We start from the raw sequence: 24,203 nt of genomic DNA, 5'->3' as shown, positions 1-24,203 counted from the left end.
CTCATACATCGGAGTTAGGATTCTTAATTAGCGGGGCAAACGTGCAAACGGTTGGCAAACCGGCGGGATCGGCTGATCCCAAACGCCATCTGTGGGTTCTCGGCCTGATCGCACCGGCTTCCGCGTTGCTGCCCTCACAGCTCGTGCTGCACACTGGCGCCGCGGTGTTCTGGTGGATCGGACCGATCATCGTGCTGATGGTCATTCCGTTGCTGGACTGGCTGGTCGGCGAGGACGGCAGCAATCCGCGCGACGAGGACTACGAGCTGCTGTCCAACGATCGCTACTACCGGTGGTGCACCTACCTGTTCCTGCCGATCCAGCTGATCGGCCTGATCATCGCCGCCTACATGTGGTCGGGCGACGAGCTGAGCGTGCTCGACAAGCTCGGGCTGGCGGCCACGCTGGGCTTCGTCAGCGGCATCGGCATCAACGCCGCGCACGAACTCGGCCACCGAGTCGAGCACATGGAGCGCTGGCTGGCGAAGATCGCGCTCGCGCAGTCCGGGTACGGACACTTCTACGTCGAACACAACCGCGGCCACCACGTCCGTGTGGCGACGCCGGACGACCCGGCGAGCGCGCGACTCGGTGAGTCGCTGTGGGAGTTCCTGCCGCGCAGCGTCGCGGGCGGTTTCCGGTCCGCGCTCGCGCTGGAGAAGGAGCGCCTCGCGCGCAAGGGCCTGCCCTGGTGGACCGTACACAACAACGTCCTTCAGGCATGGGCGATGACGTTGGTGCTGTTCGGCGCGCTGCTCGCCGCCTTCGGCCTCGCGGTGCTGCCCTGGCTGCTATTGCAGGCCGTGATCGGCGCTGCCCTGCTGGAGACGGTCAACTACGTCGAGCACTACGGCCTGCTGCGCGAACGCAGGCCCAACGGCAGCTGGGCCCGCTGCTCCCCGCGCGACAGCTGGAACAGCGACCGGCTGGTCACCAACATCTTCCTGTTCCACCTGCAGCGGCACAGCGACCACCACGCCAATCCTGGACGTCGGTACCAAACCCTGCGCAGTTCGGAGGAGGCCCCGCAGCTGCCCGCCGGCTACGCGAGCATGATCGTGTTCGCGGCCATCCCGCCGCTGTGGCGCTCGATCATGGACCACCGGGTTCTCGCCCACTACGACGGCGACATCACCCGCGCGAACATCCAGCCGCGCAAGCGCACCCGGATCCTCGCGAGCTACCGCGCGACCGCCTGAGCGCCGCGCTCGCCCTCGGTGGGGCGGGCGCGCGGTACGTCGCGAGGCGGTCAGCGACTAGCCTTGCATCGGTACAGCCGACCATGGAGAGGCAGATGACGACCTCAGAACTTCCCGCACGCACGTCCATGACCCCCGATGTCCGCAATGGCATCGACTACAAGGTGGCGGACCTGTCGCTGGCCGAGTTCGGCCGCAAGGAGATCCGTCTGGCCGAGCACGAGATGCCCGGTCTGATGGCTTTGCGCCGCGAGTACGCCGACGTGCTGCCGCTGAAGGGCGCGCGCATCTCCGGCTCGCTGCACATGACGGTGCAGACCGCGGTGCTGATCGAGACCCTGACCGCGCTGGGCGCGCAGGTGCGTTGGGCCTCGTGCAACATCTTCTCCACCCAGGACCACGCCGCCGCCGCGGTGGTCGTCGGTCCGCACGGCACGATCGAGGAGCCCAAGGGCACCCCGGTCTTCGCCTGGAAGGGCGAGACCCTGGAGGAGTACTGGTGGGCGGCCGAGCAGATGCTGACCTGGCCGGGCGAGCCGGCCAACATGATCCTCGACGACGGCGGTGACGCCACCATGCTCGTGCTGCGCGGCGCGCAGTTCGAGAAGGCCGGTGTCGTGCCGCCCGCCGACGAGGACCACTCCGCGGAGTACACGGTCTTCTTGAACCTGCTGCGCGAGCGGTTCGAGACCGACAAGGGCAAGTGGAGCGCGATCGCGGAGAGCGTCAAGGGCGTCACCGAGGAGACCACCACCGGCGTGCTTCGCCTGTACCAATTCGCCGCCGCTGGCGAGCTGGTGTTCCCGGCGATCAACGTCAACGACTCGGTGACCAAGTCGAAGTTCGACAACAAGTACGGCACCCGCCACTCGCTCATCGACGGCATCAACCGCGGCACCGATGTGCTCATCGGCGGCAAGAAGGTGTTGATCTGCGGCTACGGCGATGTCGGCAAGGGTTGCGCGGAATCGCTTGCGGGACAGGGTGCTCGGGTGCAGGTCACCGAGATCGATCCGATCAACGCGCTGCAGGCGCTGATGGACGGCTACGACGTGGTGACCGTCGAGCAGGCGATCGCCAACGCCGACATCGTGATCACCTCGACCGGCAACAAGGACATCATCACCCTCGAGCACATGAAGGCGATGAAGGACCAAGCCATCCTCGGCAACATCGGTCACTTCGACAACGAGATCGACATGGCGGCGCTGGAACGTTCCGGCGCAACGCGATTGAACATCAAGCCGCAGGTCGATCAGTGGACCTTCGGTGATTCGGGCAAGTCGATCATCGTGCTGTCGGAAGGTCGGCTGCTGAATCTGGGCAATGCGACCGGACATCCGTCATTCGTGATGTCGAACAGCTTCTCCAACCAGGTGATCGCCCAGATCGAGCTGTGGACCAAGCCGGACGAGTACGACAACGAGGTCTACCGCCTGCCCAAGCACTTGGACGAGAAGGTCGCCCGCATCCACGTCGAGGCGCTCGGCGGCACGCTGACCAAGCTCACCAAGGACCAGGCCGAATACATCGGCGTCGACGTCGAGGGCCCCTACAAGCCGGACCACTACCGGTACTGAGCCCCCGCTTCGTACGAGCGGCCCGGCAACCCGCGCGGTTGCCGGGCCGCTCGGCGTGTAAGCCCTTGTAGCGCAAGCGCACCGAGACGCGCGACCAGATCCCCGGATCGGTGCCGGGAACGGCGATCGAGGTTCGCCGAACCCGTCGGTCTCGAAGCGCGCGGACCTGTCGCCGGCGCCGCCGGTGTCGGTGGACGGCGCGGCACCGGCGATCGGTACTGTGACCTGCCATGGGTGCCCTCATCGCGGTGGAAGGTCTGGACGGCGCAGGGAAGCGCACGCTGACCGACGCCGTGATCGCCGCGCTCGCCGAGCGCGGGTTGCACGCGGCCACGTTGGCCTTCCCGCGCTACGGCCGGTCGGTGCACGCCGATCTCGCCGCCGAGGCACTGCGCGGCGCGCACGGCGACCTTGCCGACTCGGTGTACGCGATGGCGTTGCTGTTCGCACTGGACCGCGCCGAAGCGCGCGCGGAGCTGGCGAAACTCTTGGCGGACAACGACATCCTGATCCTGGACCGCTACGTGGCCTCCAACGCCGCCTACAACGCCGCTCGGCTGCACCAGTCTGCCGACGGCGAGATGGCGCGCTGGACAGCCGATTTGGAGTTCGGCCGGTTCGGCATGCCGAAGCCAGACGTGCAAGTGTTGCTGGACGTCTCGACCGAGGTGGCCGCCGAACGTGCGCGCCTGCGCGGCGAACTCGACGAGTCACGTGCGCTCGACGCGTACGAACGCGACGGCGGGCTCCAGCGGCGCACTCTGGAGGTGTACCGTGAGCTGGCCGAACGGAACTGGCACGGCCGGTGGTGGACGTACCGAATCGGTGACGATCCGGCATCGCTGGCCACGCGTATCGCCGAAATTGTTGCCCGATAGGGTTGGATGTGCGGCGGGTTCGCACCAGTGTTGGCGTGGCGGCCCGATCCTGGCCTGGGAGATGACAACATAGTAATTATGAAGCCGAAGATTCTGGTCGTCGACGACGATATGGCACTCGCTGAGATGCTCACGATCGTCCTGCGCGGGGAAGGGTTCGACCCGCACGTGGTCGGCGACGGTACGCAGGCACTGGCGGCGGTTCGCGAGATCCGCCCCGATCTGGTGTTGCTGGACCTGATGCTGCCCGGCATGAACGGCATCGATGTGTGCCGCGTGCTGCGGGCCGATTCCGGAGTCCCGATCGTCATGCTCACGGCGAAGACCGACACGGTCGACGTCGTGCTCGGTCTGGAGTCCGGTGCCGACGATTACATCGTCAAGCCGTTCAAACCGAAGGAGCTCGTCGCCAGGGTGCGCGCCCGCCTGCGCCGTACCGAAGAAGAGCCCGCGGAGCTGCTGTCGATCGCCGACATCGTCATCGACGTGCCCGCGCACAAGGTGAGCAGGGGCGGTCAGCAGATCTCGCTGACCCCGCTCGAGTTCGACCTGCTCGTCGCCCTCGCCCGCAAGCCGCGCCAGGTGTTCACCCGCGAGGTGCTGCTCGAGCAGGTCTGGGGCTACCGGCACGCGGCCGACACCCGGCTGGTCAACGTGCACGTGCAGCGGCTGCGCGCCAAGGTCGAGAAGGATCCGGAGAATCCCGAGATCGTGCTCACCGTCCGAGGCGTCGGCTACAAGGCCGGACCGCCGTGACCGATGGCGATGCCCAGCAGGCGGACGCCAAGGGCTCGAAAGAGCCCGCGTCCGCCGCGGGTGATCGGGTGGGCGTGCCGCGCGGGACGCTGGCACGTCTCGAGCGTTCGCTCGCCCCCGTGGCCGCCTGGTTCAAGGAGGCGGGCACCGCGCTCGGTCATGTCTGGCGCCGGTCGCTGCAGCTGCGCGTCATCGTCTCCACGCTGACGCTCTCGCTCATCGTGATCACCATCCTCGGCGTCGTGCTGACCAGTCAGATCACCGACCGGCTGTTGGACGCGAAGATCAACGCCGCCGTCGAGGAGATGGACCGCGCCCGCAACTCGGTGGAGAGCCAGTTGGTCGGCGTGCAGGACGCGGGCACCCAGCAGCAGCGTCTCACCGACGCGCGCAACTCGCTGTCCAATCGCGGCGGGACCGGTCAATCCACCGGCGCCGCAGGCAGTTTCGACTCCGCGCTGAGCATGGTCGGCGGCACACCGCAGCAGCCGATCTCGTCCGGCCCGATCACCGAGATACCGGAGGAACTGCGCCGGTTCGTCCAGCGCAATCAGGTCAGCTATCAGTTCGCCACGGTCGAGGATCCGGACGGCTACCAGGGGCGGGCGCTGATCATCGGCAGCCCGAGCGCCGAGGTGCCGACGCTGGAGATCTACCTGATCTTCCCGCTGGCCAACGAGGAGCGCAGCCTCGCGCTGATGCGCGGCACCATGATGATCGGCGGCTTGGTGCTGCTCGTCCTGCTCGCCGCGATCACCGCGCTGGTCACCAGGCAGGTCGTGCTGCCGATCCGGTCCGCGGCGCGGATCGCGAGCCGCTTCGCCGACGGTCGCCTCAAGGAGCGCATGCTGGTGCGCGGCGAGGACGACATGGCGCGGCTGGCTCAGGCGTTCAACGAGATGGCCGAGAGCCTGTCCAACCAGATCACCCAGCTCGAGGAGTTCGGCAATCTGCAGCGACGGTTCACCTCGGACGTCAGCCACGAGCTGCGCACGCCGCTCACCACGGTGCGCATGGCCGCCGACCTGATCCACGGCAGCAGCGAGGATCTCGATCCCGCGCTGGCGCGCAGCGCCGAGCTGCTGGTCACCGAGCTGGACCGGTTCGAGGGTCTGCTCAACGACCTGTTGGAGATCAGCCGCCACGACGCGGGCGTCGCCGAACTTCAGGTGGAGTCGCTCGACGTGCGGATGTGCGCGCGGGCCGCGATCTCGACCGTGCGGCACCTGGCCAAGGAGTCCGGCGTCGAGGTCGTCATCGACCTGCCGGAGGATCCGCTGGTCGCCGAGGTCGACCCGCGCCGCGTGGAACGGGTGCTGCGCAACCTGCTCGCCAACGCCATCGACCACAGCGAGGGCAAGCCGGTGCTGATCCGGATGCGCGGCGACACCGAGGCCAACGCCGTCGCCGTCGTGGTGCGCGATCAGGGCGTCGGCCTGCGGCCCGGCGAGGAGAAGCTGGTCTTCAACCGGTTCTGGCGCTCCGATCCGTCGCGCATGCGCCGTTCCGGCGGCACCGGCCTCGGACTGTCGATCAGCGTCGAGGACGCCAACCTGCACGAGGGCAGGCTGGACGCCTGGGGCGAGGTCGGCGTCGGCGCCAGCTTCCGCCTGACCCTGCCGCTGGTGCGCGGCCGCAAGATGGGCGCGAGTCCGCTGCCGCTGGAGCCGGGGCGCCGGACGGCGCCGCGTCCGTCCGATACCGACAGCGATACGCCGACGGTGCCGTTCCCACCGTCGGCCGGCGCGGGGGATCCGGTCGGTGCGAACGGGACCCCGTCGACCGGTCCGGCGAACGGCGTGCGGGCGCGCGAAGCGGCGGAGAACCACGCTGCGGACGCGGCGGCGGCGAACGGTATCGAACAGCCGACCCACGCGCGCAATGGCGTCAGCGAGGCAGCGGAGGGGTCGCACGCGGCCGATACGGACAGCTCCGGCGCGCAACGACCGGACGGGTCCGGCTCCGGCCGGGTGCTCACCGAACCCGGAGACGTACAGTCATGAGAATGCTCGGTGCCGGATCGTCCCGACTGGCCGTGGTCGCGGTGCTCGTCACAGCGCTGCTGGCGATCAGCGGCTGCGCGAGCCTGCCGGAATCCTCGGCCCCGCAAGCGCTTGGCACGCTCAATCGGGAACCGACCTCCGACGGGCCGCCGCCGCCCATCCAGGGCCGCGATCCCGATCTGCTGCTGCGGGATTTCCTGCAGGCGACCGCAGACCCGGCGAACCGGCATCTTGCCGCCCGCCAGTACATGACGCCGTCGGCCTCGGCGCAGTGGGAGGACAGCGCGAGCACGACGATCGTCGACAAGCCGGATACGTTGCGCGAATCGCGCTCCGGCGACAAGGCCACCTACGTCATCCGCGCGCAGAAGGTCGGGGAACTGGCTCCGGACGGCGCCTATCGTGCGGCCGAGGGCACGGTCGAGAACAAGATCGAAATGAGCAGGGTCGACGGCGAGTGGCGCATCGACGAGCTGCCCGACGGTGTCGTGATGGACCGGACGGCGTTCAACAAGTCCTACCGCCGCTACGTGCTGTACTTCGCGGAACCGGGCGGCGCCTCGGTCGTGCCCGATCTGCGCTGGATCTCGGTGTCCAAGAATCAGCTCACCCAGCGGCTGCTGACCCTGCTCACCGAGGGGCCGCAGCCGGAGCTCGGCCCGGTCGTGCGCAACCAGCTCGCCCAGCCGGTCGCGCTGCGGGGTCCGATCACCAAGGCCAACGGCGATCCGGACGAGGTCGGCATCGGGCTCGGCGGCGTGCGCGTCGACTTCGCGGGCGCGGGCGGGCTGAGTCCGCGCGACCGCGAACTGCTTGCCGCACAGGTGGTGCTGACTCTGGCTGGCGCCGACGTCCTCGGCCCCTACATGCTGCTCGCCGACGGCAAACCGCTGGACGATCGGTTCGCCGCCAACGGCTGGTCGGTCGCCGACGTGGAACAGTTCAGCCCCGAGATGTACGCCCAGAACCGGATCGGACTGCACGCCCTGCGCGGCGGTGCGCTGGCCCAGGTGAACGAGCGCGGCGTGGTGACCGCTCCCGGCTACTTCGGGACGGTGAACAACTTGCAGTCGGTGGCGCTCTCGCCCGACGGGCAGCTGGTCGCCGGGGTCGCCGCCAACGGACGGCCCGCGCCGGAGCCGCCGCGCACGCTCATGGTCGGCACCTACGGCGGCAACGCTTTTCCGGTCGCCGAGGGCACCACGATCAGCAGGCCGTCCTGGGCCGCCGACGGCGGTGCGGCGTGGGCCGTCATCGACGGCGGACGGGTGATCCGCGCCGTCAACGACCGCGGCACCGGCAACGTCTCGGTGCAGGAGGTCGACACCTCGGCGTTGACCGAGTCGGCGTCCGAGCCGAATTTTCGCGGTCCCATCACCGAACTGCGCATCTCCCGCACCGGCGTGCGCGCCGCGCTCATCGCCGACGGCAAGGTGTACGTCGCGGTAGTGGAACGGCGGCCGGACGGCAAGTACGCGCTGACCTCGCCGCTGCCGCTTGCCGTCGATCTGAGCACCAGGGCGCTCTCGCTGGACTGGCTCGGCGGCGAAGCGCTCATGGTCGCCAGGGAGGGCAATGTCGAGCCGGTGTTCACCGTCTCCATCGACGGTTCCGAGAGGTACCCGCTGACCTCGCAGAACCTCACGGCGCCCGTTCGGGTGGTCGCCGCGTCGCCGACCACGCAGTACGTGGCGGACTCGCGCGGCGTGCTCGAGCTGACCAACAACCAGACCAGCGAACTGCGCTACTGGACCGAGATCCCCGGCCTCGGATCGGACACCGCGCCGGTGCTACCCGGCTGATCCACCCGCCGAATGTCGGTGGGCGGGTGCACACTTCGGTCATGGGAGCCGCCGAACACCTCGCCGCCCTGCTGGACTTGGCGCTGCCCGCTTCGTGCGCGGGCTGTGGCGCCGTGGGCGTCGGCTGGTGCGCGGACTGCGCGGCGGCGCTGACGGGCGGTCCGACGCGGGTGCGTCCGCGCACCGATCCCGGCGTTCCGTGCTGGGCGCTCGCCCCGTACGCCGGTCCCGCGCGCCGCGCGGTGCTGGCCGCCAAGGAGCGCGGCCGCCGCGATCTGGCGGCGCCGCTCGGGCTGGCGATGGCGCGTGGTCTCTCCGGATTGCGAACGCCCGATCGCGTGTTGGTGGTGGTGCCCGCGCCGAGCCGGGGAGCCTCCGCGCGGCGCCGCGGTGGGGATCCGGTGCTGCGGACGGCGCATGCCGCGGCGGGGTGGCTACCGGATTGCCGGGTGGTGCCGATGTTGCGTGTGTGGTGGGGTGTGCGCGATTCGGTGGGATTGACACCCGGTGAGCGACAACACAATCTGCGCGGCAGGGTCTCGGTGCGGCGCGGGCCACTCGCGAGCCTGCGGGGCGGGGAGAACACCGAGGTCGTCGTGGTCGACGATGTCCTCACGACCGGCGCGACAGCCCGCGAATCGGTGCGCGCGCTCCGCGGGGCCGGAGTCGAAACAAGTGCCGTCCTGGTGACGTGTTCTGCTTGACTCCGGGAAATTTGCGTGAACACTGGCGGACCGCCGGTTGGCGTACTACCGTCGCGATCACACACCCGAACCGAGAGTTTGGAGGTGGCGCCTCGGACAACTTCGTGTCGTGCGAATCCCCGGTGTGAGCCAAGCCCGAAGGCGTCAGCCTGTCTGACAACCAACGGCTCTCGCGCACCCCAAGACCTCCGGATTCCGCTCGGCACGGCTCAATCCCGCCGCACGGGAAATCGGTCCGTGCGGCCAGATCCGGGAGGTACGCGTGACGACTTCTTCACGTCCTTCAGTGAAAGACGCAGATCCTTCGGTGCTGGATGCCGGCGCCCTGGATGCGACAGAGCAACCCGCAGCGGACCAACCACCGGCCACTCGCGCCGACATCGTGGTGAAAGGCCGCAACGTCGTGGTTCCTGACCATTACCGAATTTATGTCGCGGACAAACTCTCCCGTCTCGAACGCTTCGACCCGTCGATCTTCCTATTCGATGTCGAGCTGTTCCACGAACGCAACCGTCGTCAGCGCAAAGCCTGTCAGCGCGTCGAGATCACCGCGCGTGGCAAGGGCCCGGTGGTACGGGCGGAGGCCTGCGCGGACAGCTTCTACGCCGCCTTCGAGTCGGTGACCGCCAAGCTGGAGAGCCGAATGCGCCGAATCAAGGACCGGCGCCGGGTCCACTACGGGGAAAAGACCCCCGTCTCGGTCGCCGAGGCCACGGCCGACCTGGTCGACGATTCGCTGTTCACTCTGACGGACGAAGCCTCCAAGGCGCACGCGCACCCCGGTGAGCGCGCCGAACAGGAAGAACCCGAGTACGAGGCCGGTCCGGGCCACATCGTGCGGACCAAGGAGCACACCGCGACACCGATGACGGTCGATGACGCCCTCTACCAGATGGAACTCGTCGGGCACGACTTCTTCCTCTTCCATGACAAGGAGACCGACCGACCGTCGGTCGTTTATCGGCGTCACGCCTTCGATTACGGCCTGATCAGGCTCGCATAGCCAACCGTCGGAAGAGCCCGGCCGACGCCCTCGCGGGCGTCGGCCGCTTGGTCTCCGTACCGGTTCGCGCTCGCGGCCACGCGCGTGCCAGTTCCAGCAGCTGGCGGAGTTCGGAATCGAGGTCGCGGGAGGCGGGCGCCGCGGTCCTCGCGGCGGCGTTGGCGGGACCGTGTCCGTCGGCCTTGGCGCGTATCCCGTGCGCGATCCGCCGCGCGTAGCGCTCCGTCGGACTCGCTCCGGCCGGCATCGGAAGATCGTGGGGCGCATACCTGTTCAGGTGCAGCAGGGCGTCGCGGATCTCCACCGTCATCCGGATCAGTCGCACCTCGGGTTCGTCCTGCCCGGTCGCCGTGAGGTCGAGGACGATCTCCGGCACCGCACGCGTCACGTCCGTCCAGAGCGGGCGCAGCCGTCGGCAGTAGCGCCGGGACCGGTCCCAGCCCGCGCGTGTCACCAGCACGCCGAGCAGCGGCACCGCGAGCACGGCGGCGCTGACCACGATGACGGTGAAGTTCGGCCAGGCCCAGCGGATCAGGTTCGGATCCTCGATGCGCACGGCGTCGCCGAGAATCCCGCCGAAGAGCAGCGCCGAGAACGGCAGACTGCACGCGCCGATCGCCAACGCCGCGAGCAGTGCGCCGTATACCAGCCGTTCCCGCCGCCTGGTGTCCTCGCGAGCCAGTTCCCGCCACAGGGCGGTCGCCATCACGCGACCGCAGGCGATCGCGGGCAGGCAGAACGCCAGCGCCGAGATCGCCGACCACACGCCGGGCGTCTGGCCGAGCAGCGTCCCTTCGTGTCGTGCCGGTGTGCCGACGACCAGGATGACGACGGCGCACGCGGCGGCGATCAGGTCGTAGCGGCGCTGCCGTCGTCGCGCATCCGAGGGGTCCGCACCCGCCCACAGCATGGCAACGCCGTAGGCGCTCATGATCGTGAAGAGCATGCAGCCCATGGAGAGTTGGTGCATGAGGCTGCCGAATCGCGGCGCGATGCCGCGCTCCAGCAGCACCATTCCCGCCGCCGCCCACGCCAGCGCCCGGTTCAGCAGCCGGTCGGTGGTGGTTCGGTGCAGCAGCGCCCACCGGCCGACGGTCACCAGTGCGACGAATCCGATCAGCGGCGCCGCGATCAGCCCCGGTACGGGGGAGTTCACCTACGACGGTCGCGGAAGAACGTCCGGTGCAGCAGGGAGTCGCGGCGCGGCGGCCGCATCGCCTGCAGCATCACCATGTCGGCGAAGGTCTCGGCGTCGCGTTCCCTGCTCGTGCCGTAGTCGGTGCGGCCGAGCACGTGCGCGATGGATTCCGGTGAGATCGAGGGCAGCAGTTCGGCGACGGCCGCGAGGGTGTGCGCGGTCTGGTCGCTCGGCGTCGGCTCCGCTTCCGGGCCGTGGCCGAGCAGCATGTGACCGAGCTCGTGGGCGATGATGTGCTCGGCGTGCCACTCGGTGGTGTCGGCGCCGTAGACGATCACATCGCTGTCCCGCTTGGCGATCCACAATCCGCTGCCGGTGCCGCAGCCCGCGCCCGCGAGCACGGCGGTGTCCACCGGCTGCAAGGTGATCGGGCGGTCACGGAACTCGGCGACGGTATCGAGATAGGTGTTCAGATTCCACGGGTGCGGTATCGGTACGTGCCGGGAAAGCTCCCGGAACCGGGTGTCCATACCGGCCATGCGATGCGATCTCCTACAGCAGTTCCGCGGTCCCGCCCCGTGTAGCTGAGAATGGTACCCAGGACGGCGCGCCGCGGGCGACCCACTGGCCGTCGCCGCGAGGTCAGTGCGCCGGAGCGCCCGATTCGGCGGAATCCTCGGTGCCGCGGATCAATCGGGCGAGCATCGCCCGGTCGACGTCGGAGCCGCGCAGCGCGATGCTCGCGACGTTGGCGTCGCGCATGGTTGCCAGCAGTTCGAGTTCCCTGTCGATGCTCGCGGCGGCCTGCCCGGTGGTGGTCAGATAGCGCGGCGCGACGCCGAAGCAACTCGCGATCGCCGCGAGGACCTCGAATTCGACAGTGGCGCCGTCGCGTTCGTCGTCGAAGCGACCTTCGCGCAGCTCTTCGAGGTAGCTGGCCGCCACCGCGCGGTCCAGCTGGTCGCTGACCTGTTCGGCGACGGACTCGGTGCTGCGTTCCGGCGCCGAGCGCGGGTGCATCACCGCGAACAGTCGGTTGATCTTGTGGCTCAGCGGCAGGTGCGCGGCCTCGGTCATGTCGATCACCTCAGTGCTTGCCGTTGCGATTCGGCGCGGTCGTGCTGTTGGCGGCCAACCACCTGGCCCGGAACTGGGCCTCGGTCGCGGGGCTCACGTTTTCCGAGCGACCGGCGAGCCAGCGCCGGTAACGGCGCTCCTCGAACTCGGTCGCGTCGTCGGCTTCGGCGGGAACCTCGAGCAGGTGCGAGAACGCCATCTCCACCAGCGGGTGCAGCTGGCGGCCCGGTCCGCCGTTGCGTTCCAGCATGACCGTCGCGTAGCGGGCGGACAGCCGGGACACCACCCGGTTCAGGTCCGAGATCGCCTCGACCACAGCGGGTTCGGAGGTCTGGCCGCGCTCAACGGCGTCGGTCAGCCTGCCGGTCGCGGCGAGCAGGCCGGTGAGGTCGGAGATGTCGAAACGGATCGACGTCGGGCCTGCGACGATCGACTCGTCGGTGGCGTGTTCGCCCGATGCGGCCTCCCGCACCGCGGGCGAGCCGCCCGCGTAGGTGCGTGCCGCGCTGCCCGGCAGCCAGCGCAGCGGTGCGTCCAGCTTGTTCAGCGTGTGGGTGCTGATCGCGGCGTCGCCGTCCTCGATCTTTCGGATCGTCGGCGCCGATGGCCCACCCAGATCGCCGATCTGCAGCTGGGTGAGGCCGAGCTCGTCTCGGCGTTCCTTGATGATTCGGCCGAAGCGCTTCTGCCGCGACAGCTCCGAAGGGCTTCTCATAGTGGGCCTCATAGTAGGCCTTACCGGACGGTAATGACAACTTCATAGAAAAGATTTGAAAAATTGGTCGAAAGAACGCTACTGTTCTTTCTGCGTCGGATGCGCGTGCCGACCACTCGAAGCGGTTCCGGGACGAGCAGGGGCGTTCGTCGGGACGGGCGCCCGGCCTGCTAGCGCAACGGCGCGCCGCAGGCCGGCTCAGCGGCATCTGGAGGGGATCGCTGAGCCGCCTGCGGCTCGGGACGAAAAGCCTGCCCGCCCGGAGGGGTGCGGGGAGGCGTTTTCCCGTGCGAGCGTGGACCGGAAACTTACTTCAGAGTAAGTTTGTGGTGTACGTCTCTGGAAAGGAATTCGCATGGCTTCCGACGCCGCTCGCCGTGCCGTCATCGTGTCCGGCGCCCGCACCCCGTTCGTGCGCGCGTTCACCGATTTCACCCGGATGGACTCCATCGCGCTGGCCGACGCCGCCGTGCGCGGCCTGCTGGAGCGCACCGGGCTGCCCGGCGCCCAAGTGCAGGCCATCGTGTGGGGTGGGGTGATCCTGCCGAGCGCGGCGCCCAACATCGCCAGGGAGATCGCGCTCGATCTGCGCCTCGATCCCGGGTGCGAGGGCTACACCGTCACCAGGGCGTGCGCGTCCGGCTTGCAGGCGGTGACCGCCGCGGCGGCCGCGATCGAACGCGGCGAATACGACATCATGATCGCCGGCGGCAGCGATTCCACCAGCAACGCCGAGGTGAAGCTGCCGCAGAAGCTGGTGCACGCGGGCGCGCCGCTTGCGCTCGGCAAGCCGAAGGTGAAGGACTACCTTTCCGCCGCAGCGCAATTGGCGCCGTTCACCGACATCCTGCCGAGCAGGCCGAAGATCGCCGAGCGCACCACCGGCGAGGTGATGGGGGAGTCGGCCGAGAAGATGGCGCGGATCCACGGCATCGGCAGGGCCGAACAGGACGAGTTCGCGGCCCGCTCACACCAGCGCGCCGCGGCCGCCATCGCCTCAGGACGCTTCGACGACGAGGTGCTGCGGGTGCGCACGCCCGAGGGGGTGGACATCGAGCGCGACGGTCTGGTCCGCGCCGACACCAGCGTCGAGAAGCTGGCCAAGCTGAAGCCGGTGTTCGCCAAGGAGGGCACGGTCACCGCGGGCAACGCCAGTCCGCTCACCGACGGCGCCTCGGCGGTGCTGCTGATGAGCGAACAGAAGGCACGCGAGCTCGGCTACCGCCCGCTGGCCGCGTTCCGTTCCTGGAGCTACGTCAGCGTCGATCCCACCGATCAGGTGCTCATCGGCCCGGCGATCTCCATGCCGCGCGCGCTCGACAAGGCCGGAATGTCGTTGTCCGACATCGACTTCGTCGACATCCACGAAGCCTTTGCCGCGCAGACCCTCTCGGTGCTGAGCGCGCTCGCCAGCGACGAATGGGCCAAGACTCGGCTGGACCGCGACACCGCCGTCGGCACCGTGGACATCGACAAACTCAACGTGCACGGCGGCTCCGTCTCCCTCGGCCACCCCTTCGGCGCCACCGGAGCCCGCATGGTCACCACGATGGCGAACGAACTCGCCCGCACCGGCAAGAACACCGCCCTCCTCGGCATCTGCGCTGCAGGCGGCATCGGCGCCTCGGCCGTGCTCGAGCGGGTCTGATCACCGACCGAAGGTGACCTGCACCGTGTCATGCGCGGTGAAGGTCACCTTTGGTCGAGGTCGGTTCCCGGGCCGGCCTCGATCACCAATGCGATCCGTCTGGACCATGTGGGCTCCAGCCCTGAAGAAACGGTTTGAGATCATCGGGCTTCGGCTCCGACAGGCTGGGCACGATACTCGACAGCTGCCGGACAGGATCCAGCATTTCCACGGTTCGTTCAGCCTCGTCGAGTTGTCGCCGGATGGCTTCACGGTCGGCTCCGTCGTATTGTCCGAGAGCTTCTCCGGCCGCCGCTAGGAACCGGCGGTGCTGGTTGACGGACTGCCATTCGCGCGAGCGATCTTTGAAATGCTCCCACCGGGCGTGTTCGAAGTATCGCTTCTTCGCGACCACCATCGCCGATTCCCAGCGCCGCTGGCGTTCGGCCTTCGCACGCTCACGCTCCTGCTTGTGCCAGTCGGCGCGAAGCTTGTGGATCTCGAACGCACGGAATACCTCAGGGAGCTTGGCTTCGACAGGGATGGTCTTCGCGTCACGGTAGTGGTCGCCGTCGTAGCCGCTGCCTGGTCCGCGCACTATGAGTTCGAGCTTTCCGGTGCCGATGAACTCCCACCCACGGTGCCTGATCCACCCAGGCATCGCCTTACGTTCTTTCCACCAGCCCGGATCTACTTTCGGCGCGCCGCTCGCCGCGATCTCCTTGATCTGAATACCGTAGACCCCGGCTGGTGTCCGCAATGCCAGGTGGGATTTGTTCAGGTCGCGCGCTTGGTATCGGTCCGTGTCCTTCGCGGCAGCTCCTGGCGTCATGGCCTCGAGGCCGCGGGCGGCGGCCTCGGTAGCGATTGCCTGCAGGATGCGGGAGAACAAGCTGCCCGCCGGCCGCCAGCACTCGCGCGATCAGCTGATCCGCGTCCGACTCATCCGGCAACACACCCGCCGGCGGCGCCGCATGCCACTTTCGACCAGCGTCGGTAATCGATGCTGCCCAAGTATCCCCCTTTCCGCTAATGGTGATGAGTCCACGGCGTTCCAGGGCTCGCGCGGTTATTCGGTGTTCATGGTCGGTGTAGACACCATCGGGGCACCCATCGAGTACCCATCCGAGAACGTCGACCTGCCTTTGGTTCAGCTGCGCGGGGTTCTTGCCCATCGGGCCATCATTGCTGGCGCCGTCGCTCCAGACTGACGATTTCGGGCAAGTCGACGCCGGAGCATCGATGCCGCATGCCAGTACAGTCGACCGGGTACTCCATATAACCGGCAGATCGTGTTCAACGGGCATCCGAGTCCTGGCCACGCGCACCACTGCGGTCGTGGTCTTCGACCACGATGGTCGCCAGCCCGTTCCGCTTGTAAGGGCCGGGGTTCAACGATTCTCGTCAGCTGCACGCGGTGTTGTCGTGCTTGATCATGTAGGACGAGTTTCCGGCGACTGTGCGGATATTGCTGATCGCGGATTTGGCTTCCGTTGAGGGCTCATGGTCACCGATGAGCAACCGCGCCGGTGTTTGGCCGAGAACCCAGATCGGAAGACGCTGATCGCCAACAAGCGATACCTTATCCAGGCGGATCCGATCGACAGCCATGTGACAGCTGAGCAATACCAGAACCGCGCCCACCATGATGGCGCCCACGGAGACCGGAGGAACGTAGGACGGTGGAAGATCGGACGCGGCATCGGGTTCCGGCAGGTACAACAGCGCCAGCACAATGCCGACGAGCGTCGACACCAGAGCAGATGCCACCAGCCGCGGATTCCGAGAAAGCGACTCCTGCAAGCGCTCCAACGAGCCAGGTACCGATGCCGCAGGCTGCGCGCCGGTACTCGATATGGTTGCCAGCGCGAGCCGGTCGACACGATCACCGTGTTCCAAGTGTCCGTTGGGCGGCGGTGTCTGATGCTCGAACACGAGGTTCTGGTATCGAATTCGTTCGAGGGACACCGCGGTGATCCGGGCCTGAGAATGCGCATCGATCAGGATCGTGTGGACACGCCGTGCCGCATTCTCGGTTGCCCAGTGAGACAAGGAACCGCGGATATCTCGCTGATACAGGTCATCACCATCAGGCAACTGTCGAATCCGCTCCCAGCCAGCGGCAATCAACGCGCGGTCGGCACGCTCCAGGTCCGCCGAGCGTCCCCGAATACTCACCCGGCAGTGTACGCGCGACCAAGCCAAGTTCACGAGGTAGTGGCCGCTGTAGACCAGTCGATTTCTGAACATCGAACTCCCCCTCACATCTGCGATAGCCGAAAACTACTGCGTTTCACCACCAGAGGGCCAATCGATGGCGTCGATCAGGTGGCACCCGAACGACCGGTATCAGCCGGCGATCACCCACTGAGCCGCGATCTGAGCGGACCGCACCGTCCGTGGGCGGCCGGCCGTGTCGCTCATCGTGTGCAGTGAGTGCTAGCGCGATGTGGATGAGATGACGCGCTGTCGGCTCCGACGCCTGTCGCCCGAGTCGACCAGCCTTGTTGCTACGACCTCGATCAAGCTCTCTTATTGCACTGTCGAGCTGGTTGTCGCTGCTGACCGGTTCAACGTAGCTGCGGTTGCTTGATCGGTCAGGGCGCTATGGTCTCTGTCGCCGCGATATTCGTTGACGGTTCAGTGGCAATTCCGGTCGCGCCGAACGTTTCGCGGTGCACCGCTTCGGACAGTGGGCGGCCGGTGCGCCAGCCGTAGCGCTCGAGGTCTGGGACCGTTTGGAATTCGTGGACCGGGCCGACGCAGAGCCACGCGACGGGGCGGATGCCGGGCGGTAGGCCGACCAGTTCGGCGAGGAATTCCGGGTCGTAGAAGGACACCCAGCCGACGCCGATGCCCTCGGCGGTGGCGGCGAGCCAGAGGTTCTGGATCGCGAGAACCGTGGAGTAGACGCCGGTTTCGTGGACGGTCGCGCGGCCGAGCACCTGCGGTCCGCCGCGGTCGTGGTCGTAGCCGACTACGACGCCGGTGCCGCTCTCCACGATGCCCTCGATCTTGATCGGCTCGAAAGTCGTTGCCCGCTCCGGCGGTAGGGCGTCGCGGAACTCCACACGCTTGCCCGCCACATGATCGGCGAACTGGCGCAGCGTGTCCGGTTCACGCACCACGACGAAATCCCACGGCTGCGAATTGCCGACGCTCGGCGCCCGATGCGCGGCGTCCAGAATCCGCCACAGCGTGTCCTCGTCGACCGGCTCCCCGGTGAATTCGGCGCGCACATCGCGACGCAACCGAATGGCCTCGTAGACACTCAGGCGATCAGCACTCACCGCCTCAGTCAACCAAAACGGACCGGCGGGTCCACACCCGCCGGTCCGCTGTGCTCGAGATCCGCCTACTTCGCGAGCTGGAGAGCGTGCTCCGGCCGAGCCGCACGGCGGGCGAACCGCCGCTTGCCCTCGGCGAGTGCGGTGCGCAGGCCGCGGCGCTTGCCGGTGACCGGGTCGATGGTGGCGACGGCGTTGCCGCCGAACTTGCGCTCGGAGGCGGTTTCCGGGGCGTCGTCGGCGGTGTGGCGCAGGTACTTGTTCGGCAGCGCGAGCTTGAGGATGGTGCGCCACGCCTTGAAGTACTGCACGGGAAGCGATCCCGTGGTGTAGGGCAGGTCGTACTTGTCGCACAGCGCGCGCACCCGGACCGCGATGTCGGCGTACCGGTTGCTCGGCAGATCCGGGAACAGGTGGTGTTCGATCTGGTGGCTCAGGTTGCCGGTCATGAAGTGCATGATCGGGCCGCCGGAGATGTTGGCGCTGCCGAGCATCTGGCGCAGGTACCACTCGGCCTGGGTCTCGCCGTCGATGTCGGCCTTGGTGAATTTCTCCGCGCCGTCGGGGAAGTGGCCGCAGAAGATCACCGCGTTGGACCACACGTTGCGAATCATGTTGGCGGCCAGGTTCGCGGTGAGCGTGGAGAAGAACAGGGGACCGGTGAGCGCCGGGAAGACCACGTAGTCCTTGAGCGCCTGCTTACCGACCTTGTTCAGCACCTCGCTGCGCTTGCGCTCGAACTCGGCGCGCTCGGGGGTGCCCGGCTTGTATCGGCCCGCGGCCAGCTTGCCGAGCTCCAGGTGCTGGATCGCGACGCCGTACTCGAAGAACAGCTGCAGCAGCAGGTTGTAGACCGGGTTGCCGATGTTGAACGGCTTCCAACGCTGGTCTCGGGTGACCCGCAGCAAACCGTAGCCGATGTCGTCGTCCATGCCGAGGACGTTGGTGTACTTGTGGTGCAGGTAGTTGTGGGTGTGCTTCCAGTGCTTGGACGGGCCGGTGTTGTCCCACTCCCACGAGCTGGAGTGGATCTCCGGATCGTTCATCCAGTCCCACTGCCCGTGCATGACGTTGTGCCCGATCTCCATGTTCTCGATGATCTTGGCGGTGCCGAGCAGCGCTACGCCGGCGAGCCAGGCGGGCGGAAGGAAACCGGCGTACAGGACCGCGCGCCCGCTGATCTCCAGCGCGCGCTGCAGCCTGATGACATTGCGGATGTACCGCGCGTCCGATTCGCCGCGCGAGGATTCGATTTCCCGCCGGATCGCGTCGAATTCCGCGCCCAACGCCTCCACATCCGCGGCGGTGAGGTGCGCGTATTCCTTGACATCCGAGATCGCCATGGGGGTTACAGTACCGTAAGTTACGACACCGTAGGTTACGAGAATCGCGTAGCTACCGTGGCAAATCTCGCATTGCGAACGCGACGGCCGGATGCTATATCAGGCGCGCCGCAGGTGCAGGCGAAAACCTTTGGCTCGCTCGGTCTTCTGCCGCAGCGCGGCCTGCTCGACGCGCGCCTTCTCTTGGAGGGCGTTCTTGGCCTCGCGCAGCAGCTCCTTCTCCTGGCGCGCCTTGTCCTTCAGCGCTCGCTTGGCCTCGCGCAACACCTCTTTCTCGTGCCGCGCCTTCTCCTCGAGCACAATCTTGGCCTCGTGCAACGCCGAACGCAGACCGCGCCGCTGCCCGGTCTCGGGATCGGTCAACACCGAGTTGTTGTCGGCCCAGCGCTCGGTGTTCGGCAGCGTGATGCCCGCGAACTTGCGCTCCGAGGAGGTCTCCGGCGCGTCGTCGGCGGTGCGCTTCAGGAACCGGTCCGGCAGCGCCAGCTTGTGGATGGTGCGGAAGGCGAGCAGGTACTGCTTGCCGAGCGAGCCCGTGGTGTAGGGCAGGTCGTACTTGTCGCAGAGTTCGCGCACCCGCTGGGCGACCTCCGGGTACCGGTTGCTCGGCAGGTCGGGGAACAGGTGGTGCTCGATCTGGTAGCAGAGGTTGCCGCTCATGAAGGCCATCGCGGGCCCGGCCTTGAAGTTGGCGCTACCGAGCATCTGGCGTAGGTACCACTCGGCCTGCGTCTCGCCCTCGAGCTGCTCGATTGTGAACTTCTCGGCGCCGTCGGGGAAGTGACCGCAGAAGATCACGGCGTAGGCCCAGAGGTTGCGCACCAGGTTGGCGGTGGCGTTGGCCTTCAGCGTCGACTTCCACGCCGGTCCGGTCAGGGCGGGGTAGAGCAGGAAGTCCTTGCTCACCTGGCGCGCGATCTTGCGGGCGAACTCCCGGTTCGGCGCCGACAGCAATTCCCGCCTCGGAGTATTCGTCAGCTCCTTCTCGATGCTCCAATCGTGCAGCGCGATGCCCCACTCGAAGGTGGCGGCCAGCAGCAGGTTGGCCAGCGGCTGCACCAGGTGGATCGGGCGCCACTCCTCGTCGCGGGTCATCCGCAGGATGCCGAAGCCGAGGTCCTCGTCCTTGCCGAGGACGTTGGTGTAGGTGTGGTGCGAGTAGTTGTGCGCGCGCCGCCACTGCGACGACGGACCCGTCTGGTCCCACTCCCAGGTGGTGGAGTGGATCTCCGGATCGTTCATCCAGTCCCACTGCCCGTGGCTGATGTTGTGCCCGAGCTCCATGTTCTCGATGATCTTGGCGACCGAGAGCAGCGCGGTGCCGGCGAGCCAGGCCCAGCGGTTGCGGCTGCCGAAGAGCACCGCGCGCCCGGCGACCTCGAGGCCGCGCTGGGCCGCGATGGTGCGGCGGATGTACTTCGCGTCGCGTTCGCCGCGGGAGAGTTCGACGGAACGCCGGATGCTGTCGAGTTCCTGCCCCAGGGTCTCGATATCGGCTGCCGTGAGGTGGGAGAACGTCTGGATATCGGTGATGGCCACCGGAGTCCCTTCTCTGCTCGACTGATGGGGTCGAGGGTACCCGTGTCTGAGGCGGTATCGGTGTGGTCCGCGGGTGCGCACCGCGCGGACGTCCCGATCCGGCGGATCACACGTCCAGCGTGCAGTCACCCGCAGCGGCGGAGATACAGGTCTGCACCTTGTCGCCCTCGCGGCGCTCGTCGCCGTTTCTCAGGTCGCGTGTGTGTCCGGAACTCAAGGTCACCACACACGTCTGGCAGATGCCCATCCGGCAGCCGAACGGCATCTGAACCCCGACCGACTCGCCGGCCTCCAGCAGGCTGGTCGCGCCGTCGACCGTGACGCTGCGGCCGCTCTTGCCGAAGCTGACAGTGCCGCCCTCGCCGACCGCCGAGCGCTCGATCTCGAACCGCTCCACGTGCAGGCGGTCGGCCAGACCGGCCTCCCGCCAGTGCTGTTCGATCTCGTCCAGCATGGCGGCCGGGCCGCAGGCCCAGGTGTCGCGTTCCCGCCAGTCCGGGAACTTCTTGTCCAAGTCGGCGAGCTTGAACTTGCCGTGCTCGCCGGTCAGGTGCAGGTGCGACTGGAAACTCGGGTGCCGGTCGTGCAGCGCGCGCAGCTCGTCGCCGAACATCACGTCCTCGGCGGTGCGCGCGGAATGCAGGTGCACGACGTCGGAGACCGAGCCGCGCCGGTCCATCGCGCGCAGCATCGACATCACCGGCGTGATGCCGCTGCCCGCGGTGAGGAACAGCACCTTGGCGGGCGGCGGGTAGGGCAGCACGAACCCGCCCTGCGGCGCCTGCAACCGGACGATCGTGCCCGGCTTGACCCCGCCGACGATGTGGCTGGACAGGAAGCCCTCCGGCATCGCCTTCACGGCGACGGAGATCAGGCGCTTGCCGCCGTGCTCGGGGGCGTTCCAGTCCGGCGGGCAGGTCAGCGAGTAGGACCGCCAGTGCCAGCGGCCGTCGACCAGCAGGCCGATGCCGATGTACTGGCCCGGCTGGAATTTGAAGTCGAAGCCCCAGCCCGGCTTGATCACCAGGGTCGCCGAATCGGCGGTCTCCTTGCGCACGTCGACGATCCGGCCGCGCAGCTCGCGCGCCGACCACAGCGGGTTGGCCAGGTGCAGGTAGTCGTCGGGCAGCAGCGGTGTGGTCACCCGGGCGACGGCCCCGCGCAACACGTTGAGCCGACCACCGCGGTCGGCGACGCTCGCCGCGGGCGCTTCGAGCCAGTCCCGGACATTCTTGAAGACCATCGGTGCCGTTTCGTCTTTCTGTCGAGGTGGCGACCGCCGTCGGGGTCGCTCCCGGCTAGGTTACGGCATCGTAGGTTAGCGGGCAGCTCCGACCGCGACCCGACGCCTCAGAGCAGGTCGAGCAGGAACGGCAGCTCCTGTGCCGCGTACCAGGCGAGCTGGTGGTCCTCGGCGTCGCCGAGCACGAACTCCGCGTCCGGGTCGCCGAGATCGGCCGCGTCGACGACGTCCACCGCCTTGGCCACCTCGGGTTCGGCCTCGGCCAGGTCGACGTGGATCGACGCGATCCGGTCGTAGCCGATCGGACCCGCGAGCTTGACCACCGCGTCGTCGAGGTCGGGCCGCAGTTTGGCGCCGACGACGTCCGCGGCGATCACGGCCCGCCGGTACACAGGACCGCCGGACGGTCGCGCGGCAGCGGGTTCGCCGTCCTCGATGTCCTCGACGATCGCCTCGCGCTCGGCGGCGAGCAGGCGCAGCGAGGCGCGGGCGGCCTCGGCCATGGCGACCTCGGCCAGCTCCTCGTCGTCGCCGGAGGCGTAGGCCTCGCGCAGCGCCGGGGTGACCGCGAACGCGGTGCCGCCGATCGGGAACAGCTCCCGCTCGGCGACCAGCTCGCGCAGCATCGGCACCGTCGCGGGCACGTACACCCGCATGGTGTTCTTCTGATCAGACGCAGGCACCGAGCATCTCCTCCATGGACTCGTGCACCGCGGCGGCCAGCACCTCGATGTCGGCCATCGCGTCGCGGTCGGCGTTGAGTCCGTAGAAGACGCGTCCGTCGTAGGACGTGATCCCGATGCTCGAGGCCTGATTGCGCAGCAGCGGCGACACCGGATACATCTCCAGCATCCGCGCGCCGCCGATGTACATCGGCGTCTGCGGACCCGGCGCGTTGGTGATCACCAAGTTGAACGTGTGCTCTGCGAACGTACTCGCCGCCCGCACGCTCATCGCATGCAGGCTGGCCGGAGCGAACCCGGCCATGTGCACCAGCGTGCGCGCCCGCACCCCGCGCCGCGTCCTGCTGTTGGCCTCGGTGGCGTGCGCGATGTGCGAGAGCCGGATCACCGGGTTGGGCTCGCCGACCGGCAGATCCAACAGGAACGAGGACACCTCGCTCGCGGGCTCGAGCCGATCGTGGTCCGGTCCCTCCACGTAGACCGACATGGGCACCACCGCGCGCAGTGTGGTCGATTCGATCAGCGCCTCGCCGCGGGAGAGCAGCCAGTTGCGTAGCGCACCGGTGACCACGGCGAGGATCGCGTCGTTGGTCGAGCAGCCGAAGCGCTGACGGATCTTGCGGTAGTCACCGAGGTCGGTGCGCACCACGTCGAAGCGGCGGCTGCGCGAGGTGCGCGCGTTGAGCGGGCTGTCCGGCGCGCCGATGGCCGCGGTGCGCACCGCCGAGACGATCGAGTCGACCGCGCGACCCGCGGCGCCGATCATCGCGAAGGCGTCGGCGCTCGCGTCGCGCGCCACCTCCAGCGCCTCGCGCGGCTGGGCAGCCAGATGGGTGAGCGCGCCGACGAGCAGTTCCACGTCGGTGGGTTCGCGCGGCGCGACCCAGGAGTCGTCGGCGAGACCGCGCGGCGAGGGACTGTTGTCCAGGATGACGTGTCCGATCTCCAGCGCGCTCGCGCCGTCGACCAGCGCCGAGTGGGTCTTGGTGAAGATCGCGCAGCGGCCCTCGGTCAGTCCCTCGATCAGATACATCTCCCACAGCGGTTTGCTCTGGTCGAGCGGTCGCGAGGCCAGCCGCGCGACCAGGTCGTGCAGCTGCTCGTCGGTGCCCGGACTCGGCAGCGCGGAGCGGCGGATGTGATAGGTGATGTCGAAGCGGCTGTCCTCCACCCACACCGGCCTGCCGAGCGCGAACGGGATCTCGCGCACCTTGCGCCGGTAGCGCGGGACAAGCGAGAGTCTGCTCTCCACGAGATCGACCAGGCGGTCGTAGTCGAGGGCCGGTTCGCCGTCGAGGTGGCCCTCGTCGGCGTTGCGGACGATCGCGAGCGAGCCGATGTGGATCGGATTGCTGCTCGACTCGAGCCGATAGAACGCCGCGTCCTGCGGCGTCAAACGCGTGATCACGCTGCCCGGTGCTCCTTCCGATGCCGTGTCCCCGCTTCATTGTCGTTCGCGACAACCGAAAGGTGGGGGATCCTGTGGCATATCCAGCGAAAAAACACGAGCCGCACTGCTCTTGCCCGTCCGCGTGCCGGGGTGTTGCGGGAACGTTCGGTCCGATCGCACGCCGCCGACGGCGCGCCGGACGTCTGCCATCGTATGGCACCTGCGTTCGAAGCGGT

General features: G+C 68.0%; 22 protein-coding genes. 10 read left to right on the top strand and 12 right to left on the bottom strand.

The genetic code is table 11. The annotated features are described in order from the left end of the window. Window positions 1-143: 143 nt before the first annotated feature. From CRP45_RS09635 to hpf, 8 genes are all read left to right on the top strand, one after another. Window positions 144-1,199, top strand: a complete 1,056-nt coding sequence (locus CRP45_RS09635) for an alkane 1-monooxygenase (RefSeq protein WP_245910036.1) — start codon at window positions 144-146, stop codon at window positions 1,197-1,199. A gap of 95 nt (window positions 1,200-1,294) precedes the next feature. Next, on the top strand, window positions 1,295-2,779 hold the full coding sequence (gene ahcY, locus CRP45_RS09630) for an adenosylhomocysteinase (protein ID WP_097245417.1): 1,485 nt from the start codon (window positions 1,295-1,297) through the stop codon (window positions 2,777-2,779). 230 nt (window positions 2,780-3,009) lie between these two features. Then, window positions 3,010-3,657, top strand: a complete 648-nt coding sequence (locus CRP45_RS09625; protein ID WP_067789288.1) for a dTMP kinase — start codon at window positions 3,010-3,012, stop codon at window positions 3,655-3,657. Between the two features lie 78 nt (window positions 3,658-3,735). Further along, window positions 3,736-4,413, top strand: coding sequence for an MtrAB system response regulator MtrA (gene mtrA, locus CRP45_RS09620; RefSeq protein WP_040781845.1), 678 nt, complete (start codon window positions 3,736-3,738; stop codon window positions 4,411-4,413). 74 nt (window positions 4,414-4,487) lie between these two features. Beyond that, complete coding sequence (gene mtrB / locus CRP45_RS09615) at window positions 4,488-6,416, top strand: MtrAB system histidine kinase MtrB (RefSeq protein WP_425436935.1); 1,929 nt, start codon at window positions 4,488-4,490, stop codon at window positions 6,414-6,416. Between the two features lie 2 nt (window positions 6,417-6,418). Beyond that, window positions 6,419-8,218 carry an MtrAB system accessory lipoprotein LpqB gene (lpqB, locus tag CRP45_RS09610; protein WP_245910035.1) on the top strand — a complete coding sequence of 600 codons (1,800 nt, stop codon included), beginning with the start codon at window positions 6,419-6,421 and terminating at the stop codon, window positions 8,216-8,218. A gap of 41 nt (window positions 8,219-8,259) precedes the next feature. Continuing rightward, window positions 8,260-8,922 (top strand): ComF family protein, encoded by a 663-nt coding sequence (locus CRP45_RS09605; protein WP_097244817.1) that lies wholly within the window; start codon window positions 8,260-8,262, stop codon window positions 8,920-8,922. A 310-nt stretch (window positions 8,923-9,232) separates the two neighbouring features. Continuing rightward, window positions 9,233-9,925 (top strand): ribosome hibernation-promoting factor, HPF/YfiA family, encoded by a 693-nt coding sequence (gene hpf, locus CRP45_RS09600; RefSeq protein ID WP_372507955.1) that lies wholly within the window; start codon window positions 9,233-9,235, stop codon window positions 9,923-9,925. Here the strand turns inward: hpf and CRP45_RS09595 are convergent. From CRP45_RS09595 to CRP45_RS09580, 4 genes are all read right to left on the bottom strand, one after another. Next, window positions 9,912-11,081: an MAB_1171c family putative transporter gene (locus tag CRP45_RS09595; RefSeq protein WP_097244816.1), complete on the bottom strand. Its 1,170-nt coding sequence runs from the start codon at window positions 11,079-11,081 to the stop codon at window positions 9,912-9,914. The two genes, hpf and CRP45_RS09595, sit on opposite strands and share 14 nt — an antisense overlap. Continuing rightward, window positions 11,078-11,602, bottom strand: a complete 525-nt coding sequence (locus CRP45_RS09590; protein WP_245910034.1) for a hypothetical protein — start codon at window positions 11,600-11,602, stop codon at window positions 11,078-11,080. Before CRP45_RS09590 ends, CRP45_RS09595 begins: the two co-directional genes overlap by 4 nt. 103 nt (window positions 11,603-11,705) lie before the next feature. Continuing rightward, window positions 11,706-12,140: a hypothetical protein gene (locus CRP45_RS09585; protein ID WP_143861397.1), complete on the bottom strand. Its 435-nt coding sequence runs from the start codon at window positions 12,138-12,140 to the stop codon at window positions 11,706-11,708. Between the two features lie 10 nt (window positions 12,141-12,150). Continuing rightward, window positions 12,151-12,855 carry a helix-turn-helix domain-containing protein gene (locus tag CRP45_RS09580; RefSeq protein ID WP_097244814.1) on the bottom strand — a complete coding sequence of 235 codons (705 nt, stop codon included), beginning with the start codon at window positions 12,853-12,855 and terminating at the stop codon, window positions 12,151-12,153. A gap of 355 nt (window positions 12,856-13,210) precedes the next feature. On the opposite strand from CRP45_RS09580, the gene CRP45_RS09575 reads away from it, so the two are divergent. Continuing rightward, a complete protein-coding gene (locus CRP45_RS09575; protein WP_097244813.1) occupies window positions 13,211-14,503 on the top strand; it encodes an acetyl-CoA C-acyltransferase in 1,293 nt (430 codons plus the stop codon). An 82-nt stretch (window positions 14,504-14,585) separates the two neighbouring features. Here CRP45_RS09575 and CRP45_RS09570 read toward each other — a convergent pair whose 3' ends face one another. After that, window positions 14,586-15,374: a hypothetical protein gene (locus CRP45_RS09570; protein WP_097244812.1), complete on the bottom strand. Its 789-nt coding sequence runs from the start codon at window positions 15,372-15,374 to the stop codon at window positions 14,586-14,588. Here CRP45_RS09570 and CRP45_RS33270 point away from each other — a divergent pair. Beyond that, window positions 15,361-15,693, top strand: coding sequence for a hypothetical protein (locus CRP45_RS33270; protein ID WP_143861395.1), 333 nt, complete (start codon window positions 15,361-15,363; stop codon window positions 15,691-15,693). The genes CRP45_RS09570 and CRP45_RS33270 overlap by 14 nt on opposite strands. A gap of 193 nt (window positions 15,694-15,886) precedes the next feature. Here CRP45_RS33270 and CRP45_RS09565 read toward each other — a convergent pair whose 3' ends face one another. The 7 genes from CRP45_RS09565 to CRP45_RS09535 form a co-directional block, all read right to left on the bottom strand. Then, complete coding sequence (locus CRP45_RS09565; protein ID WP_143861394.1) at window positions 15,887-16,660, bottom strand: hypothetical protein; 774 nt, start codon at window positions 16,658-16,660, stop codon at window positions 15,887-15,889. Between the two features lie 419 nt (window positions 16,661-17,079). Next, window positions 17,080-17,772 (bottom strand): 5,6-dimethylbenzimidazole synthase, encoded by a 693-nt coding sequence (bluB, locus tag CRP45_RS09560; protein WP_179830830.1) that lies wholly within the window; start codon window positions 17,770-17,772, stop codon window positions 17,080-17,082. Between the two features lie 65 nt (window positions 17,773-17,837). Beyond that, the gene (locus CRP45_RS09555) at window positions 17,838-19,112 is read right to left on the bottom strand and encodes a fatty acid desaturase family protein (RefSeq protein WP_097244809.1); all 1,275 of its coding nucleotides are present in this window, start codon (window positions 19,110-19,112) and stop codon (window positions 17,838-17,840) included. A gap of 99 nt (window positions 19,113-19,211) precedes the next feature. Further along, complete coding sequence (locus CRP45_RS09550; RefSeq protein ID WP_097244808.1) at window positions 19,212-20,651, bottom strand: fatty acid desaturase; 1,440 nt, start codon at window positions 20,649-20,651, stop codon at window positions 19,212-19,214. Window positions 20,652-20,757: 106 nt separating this feature from the next. Then, the gene (locus CRP45_RS09545; RefSeq protein ID WP_097244807.1) at window positions 20,758-21,894 is read right to left on the bottom strand and encodes a ferredoxin reductase; all 1,137 of its coding nucleotides are present in this window, start codon (window positions 21,892-21,894) and stop codon (window positions 20,758-20,760) included. Between the two features lie 107 nt (window positions 21,895-22,001). Further along, entirely contained in the window at window positions 22,002-22,550 is a 549-nt protein-coding gene (locus CRP45_RS09540; RefSeq protein WP_067789322.1) for a DUF6912 family protein, read from the bottom strand. A gap of 13 nt (window positions 22,551-22,563) precedes the next feature. Further along, on the bottom strand, window positions 22,564-23,985 hold the full coding sequence (locus CRP45_RS09535) for a WS/DGAT/MGAT family O-acyltransferase (protein ID WP_097244806.1): 1,422 nt from the start codon (window positions 23,983-23,985) through the stop codon (window positions 22,564-22,566). Window positions 23,986-24,203 lie beyond the last annotated feature (218 nt).

The sequence above is a fragment of the Nocardia amikacinitolerans genome, assembly GCF_900215415.1.
Lineage (GTDB): Bacteria > Actinomycetota > Actinomycetes > Mycobacteriales > Mycobacteriaceae > Nocardia > Nocardia amikacinitolerans.
Note: the sequence above shows the minus strand (reverse complement) of the source record. Positions and strands in the feature narration are given on the sequence as shown.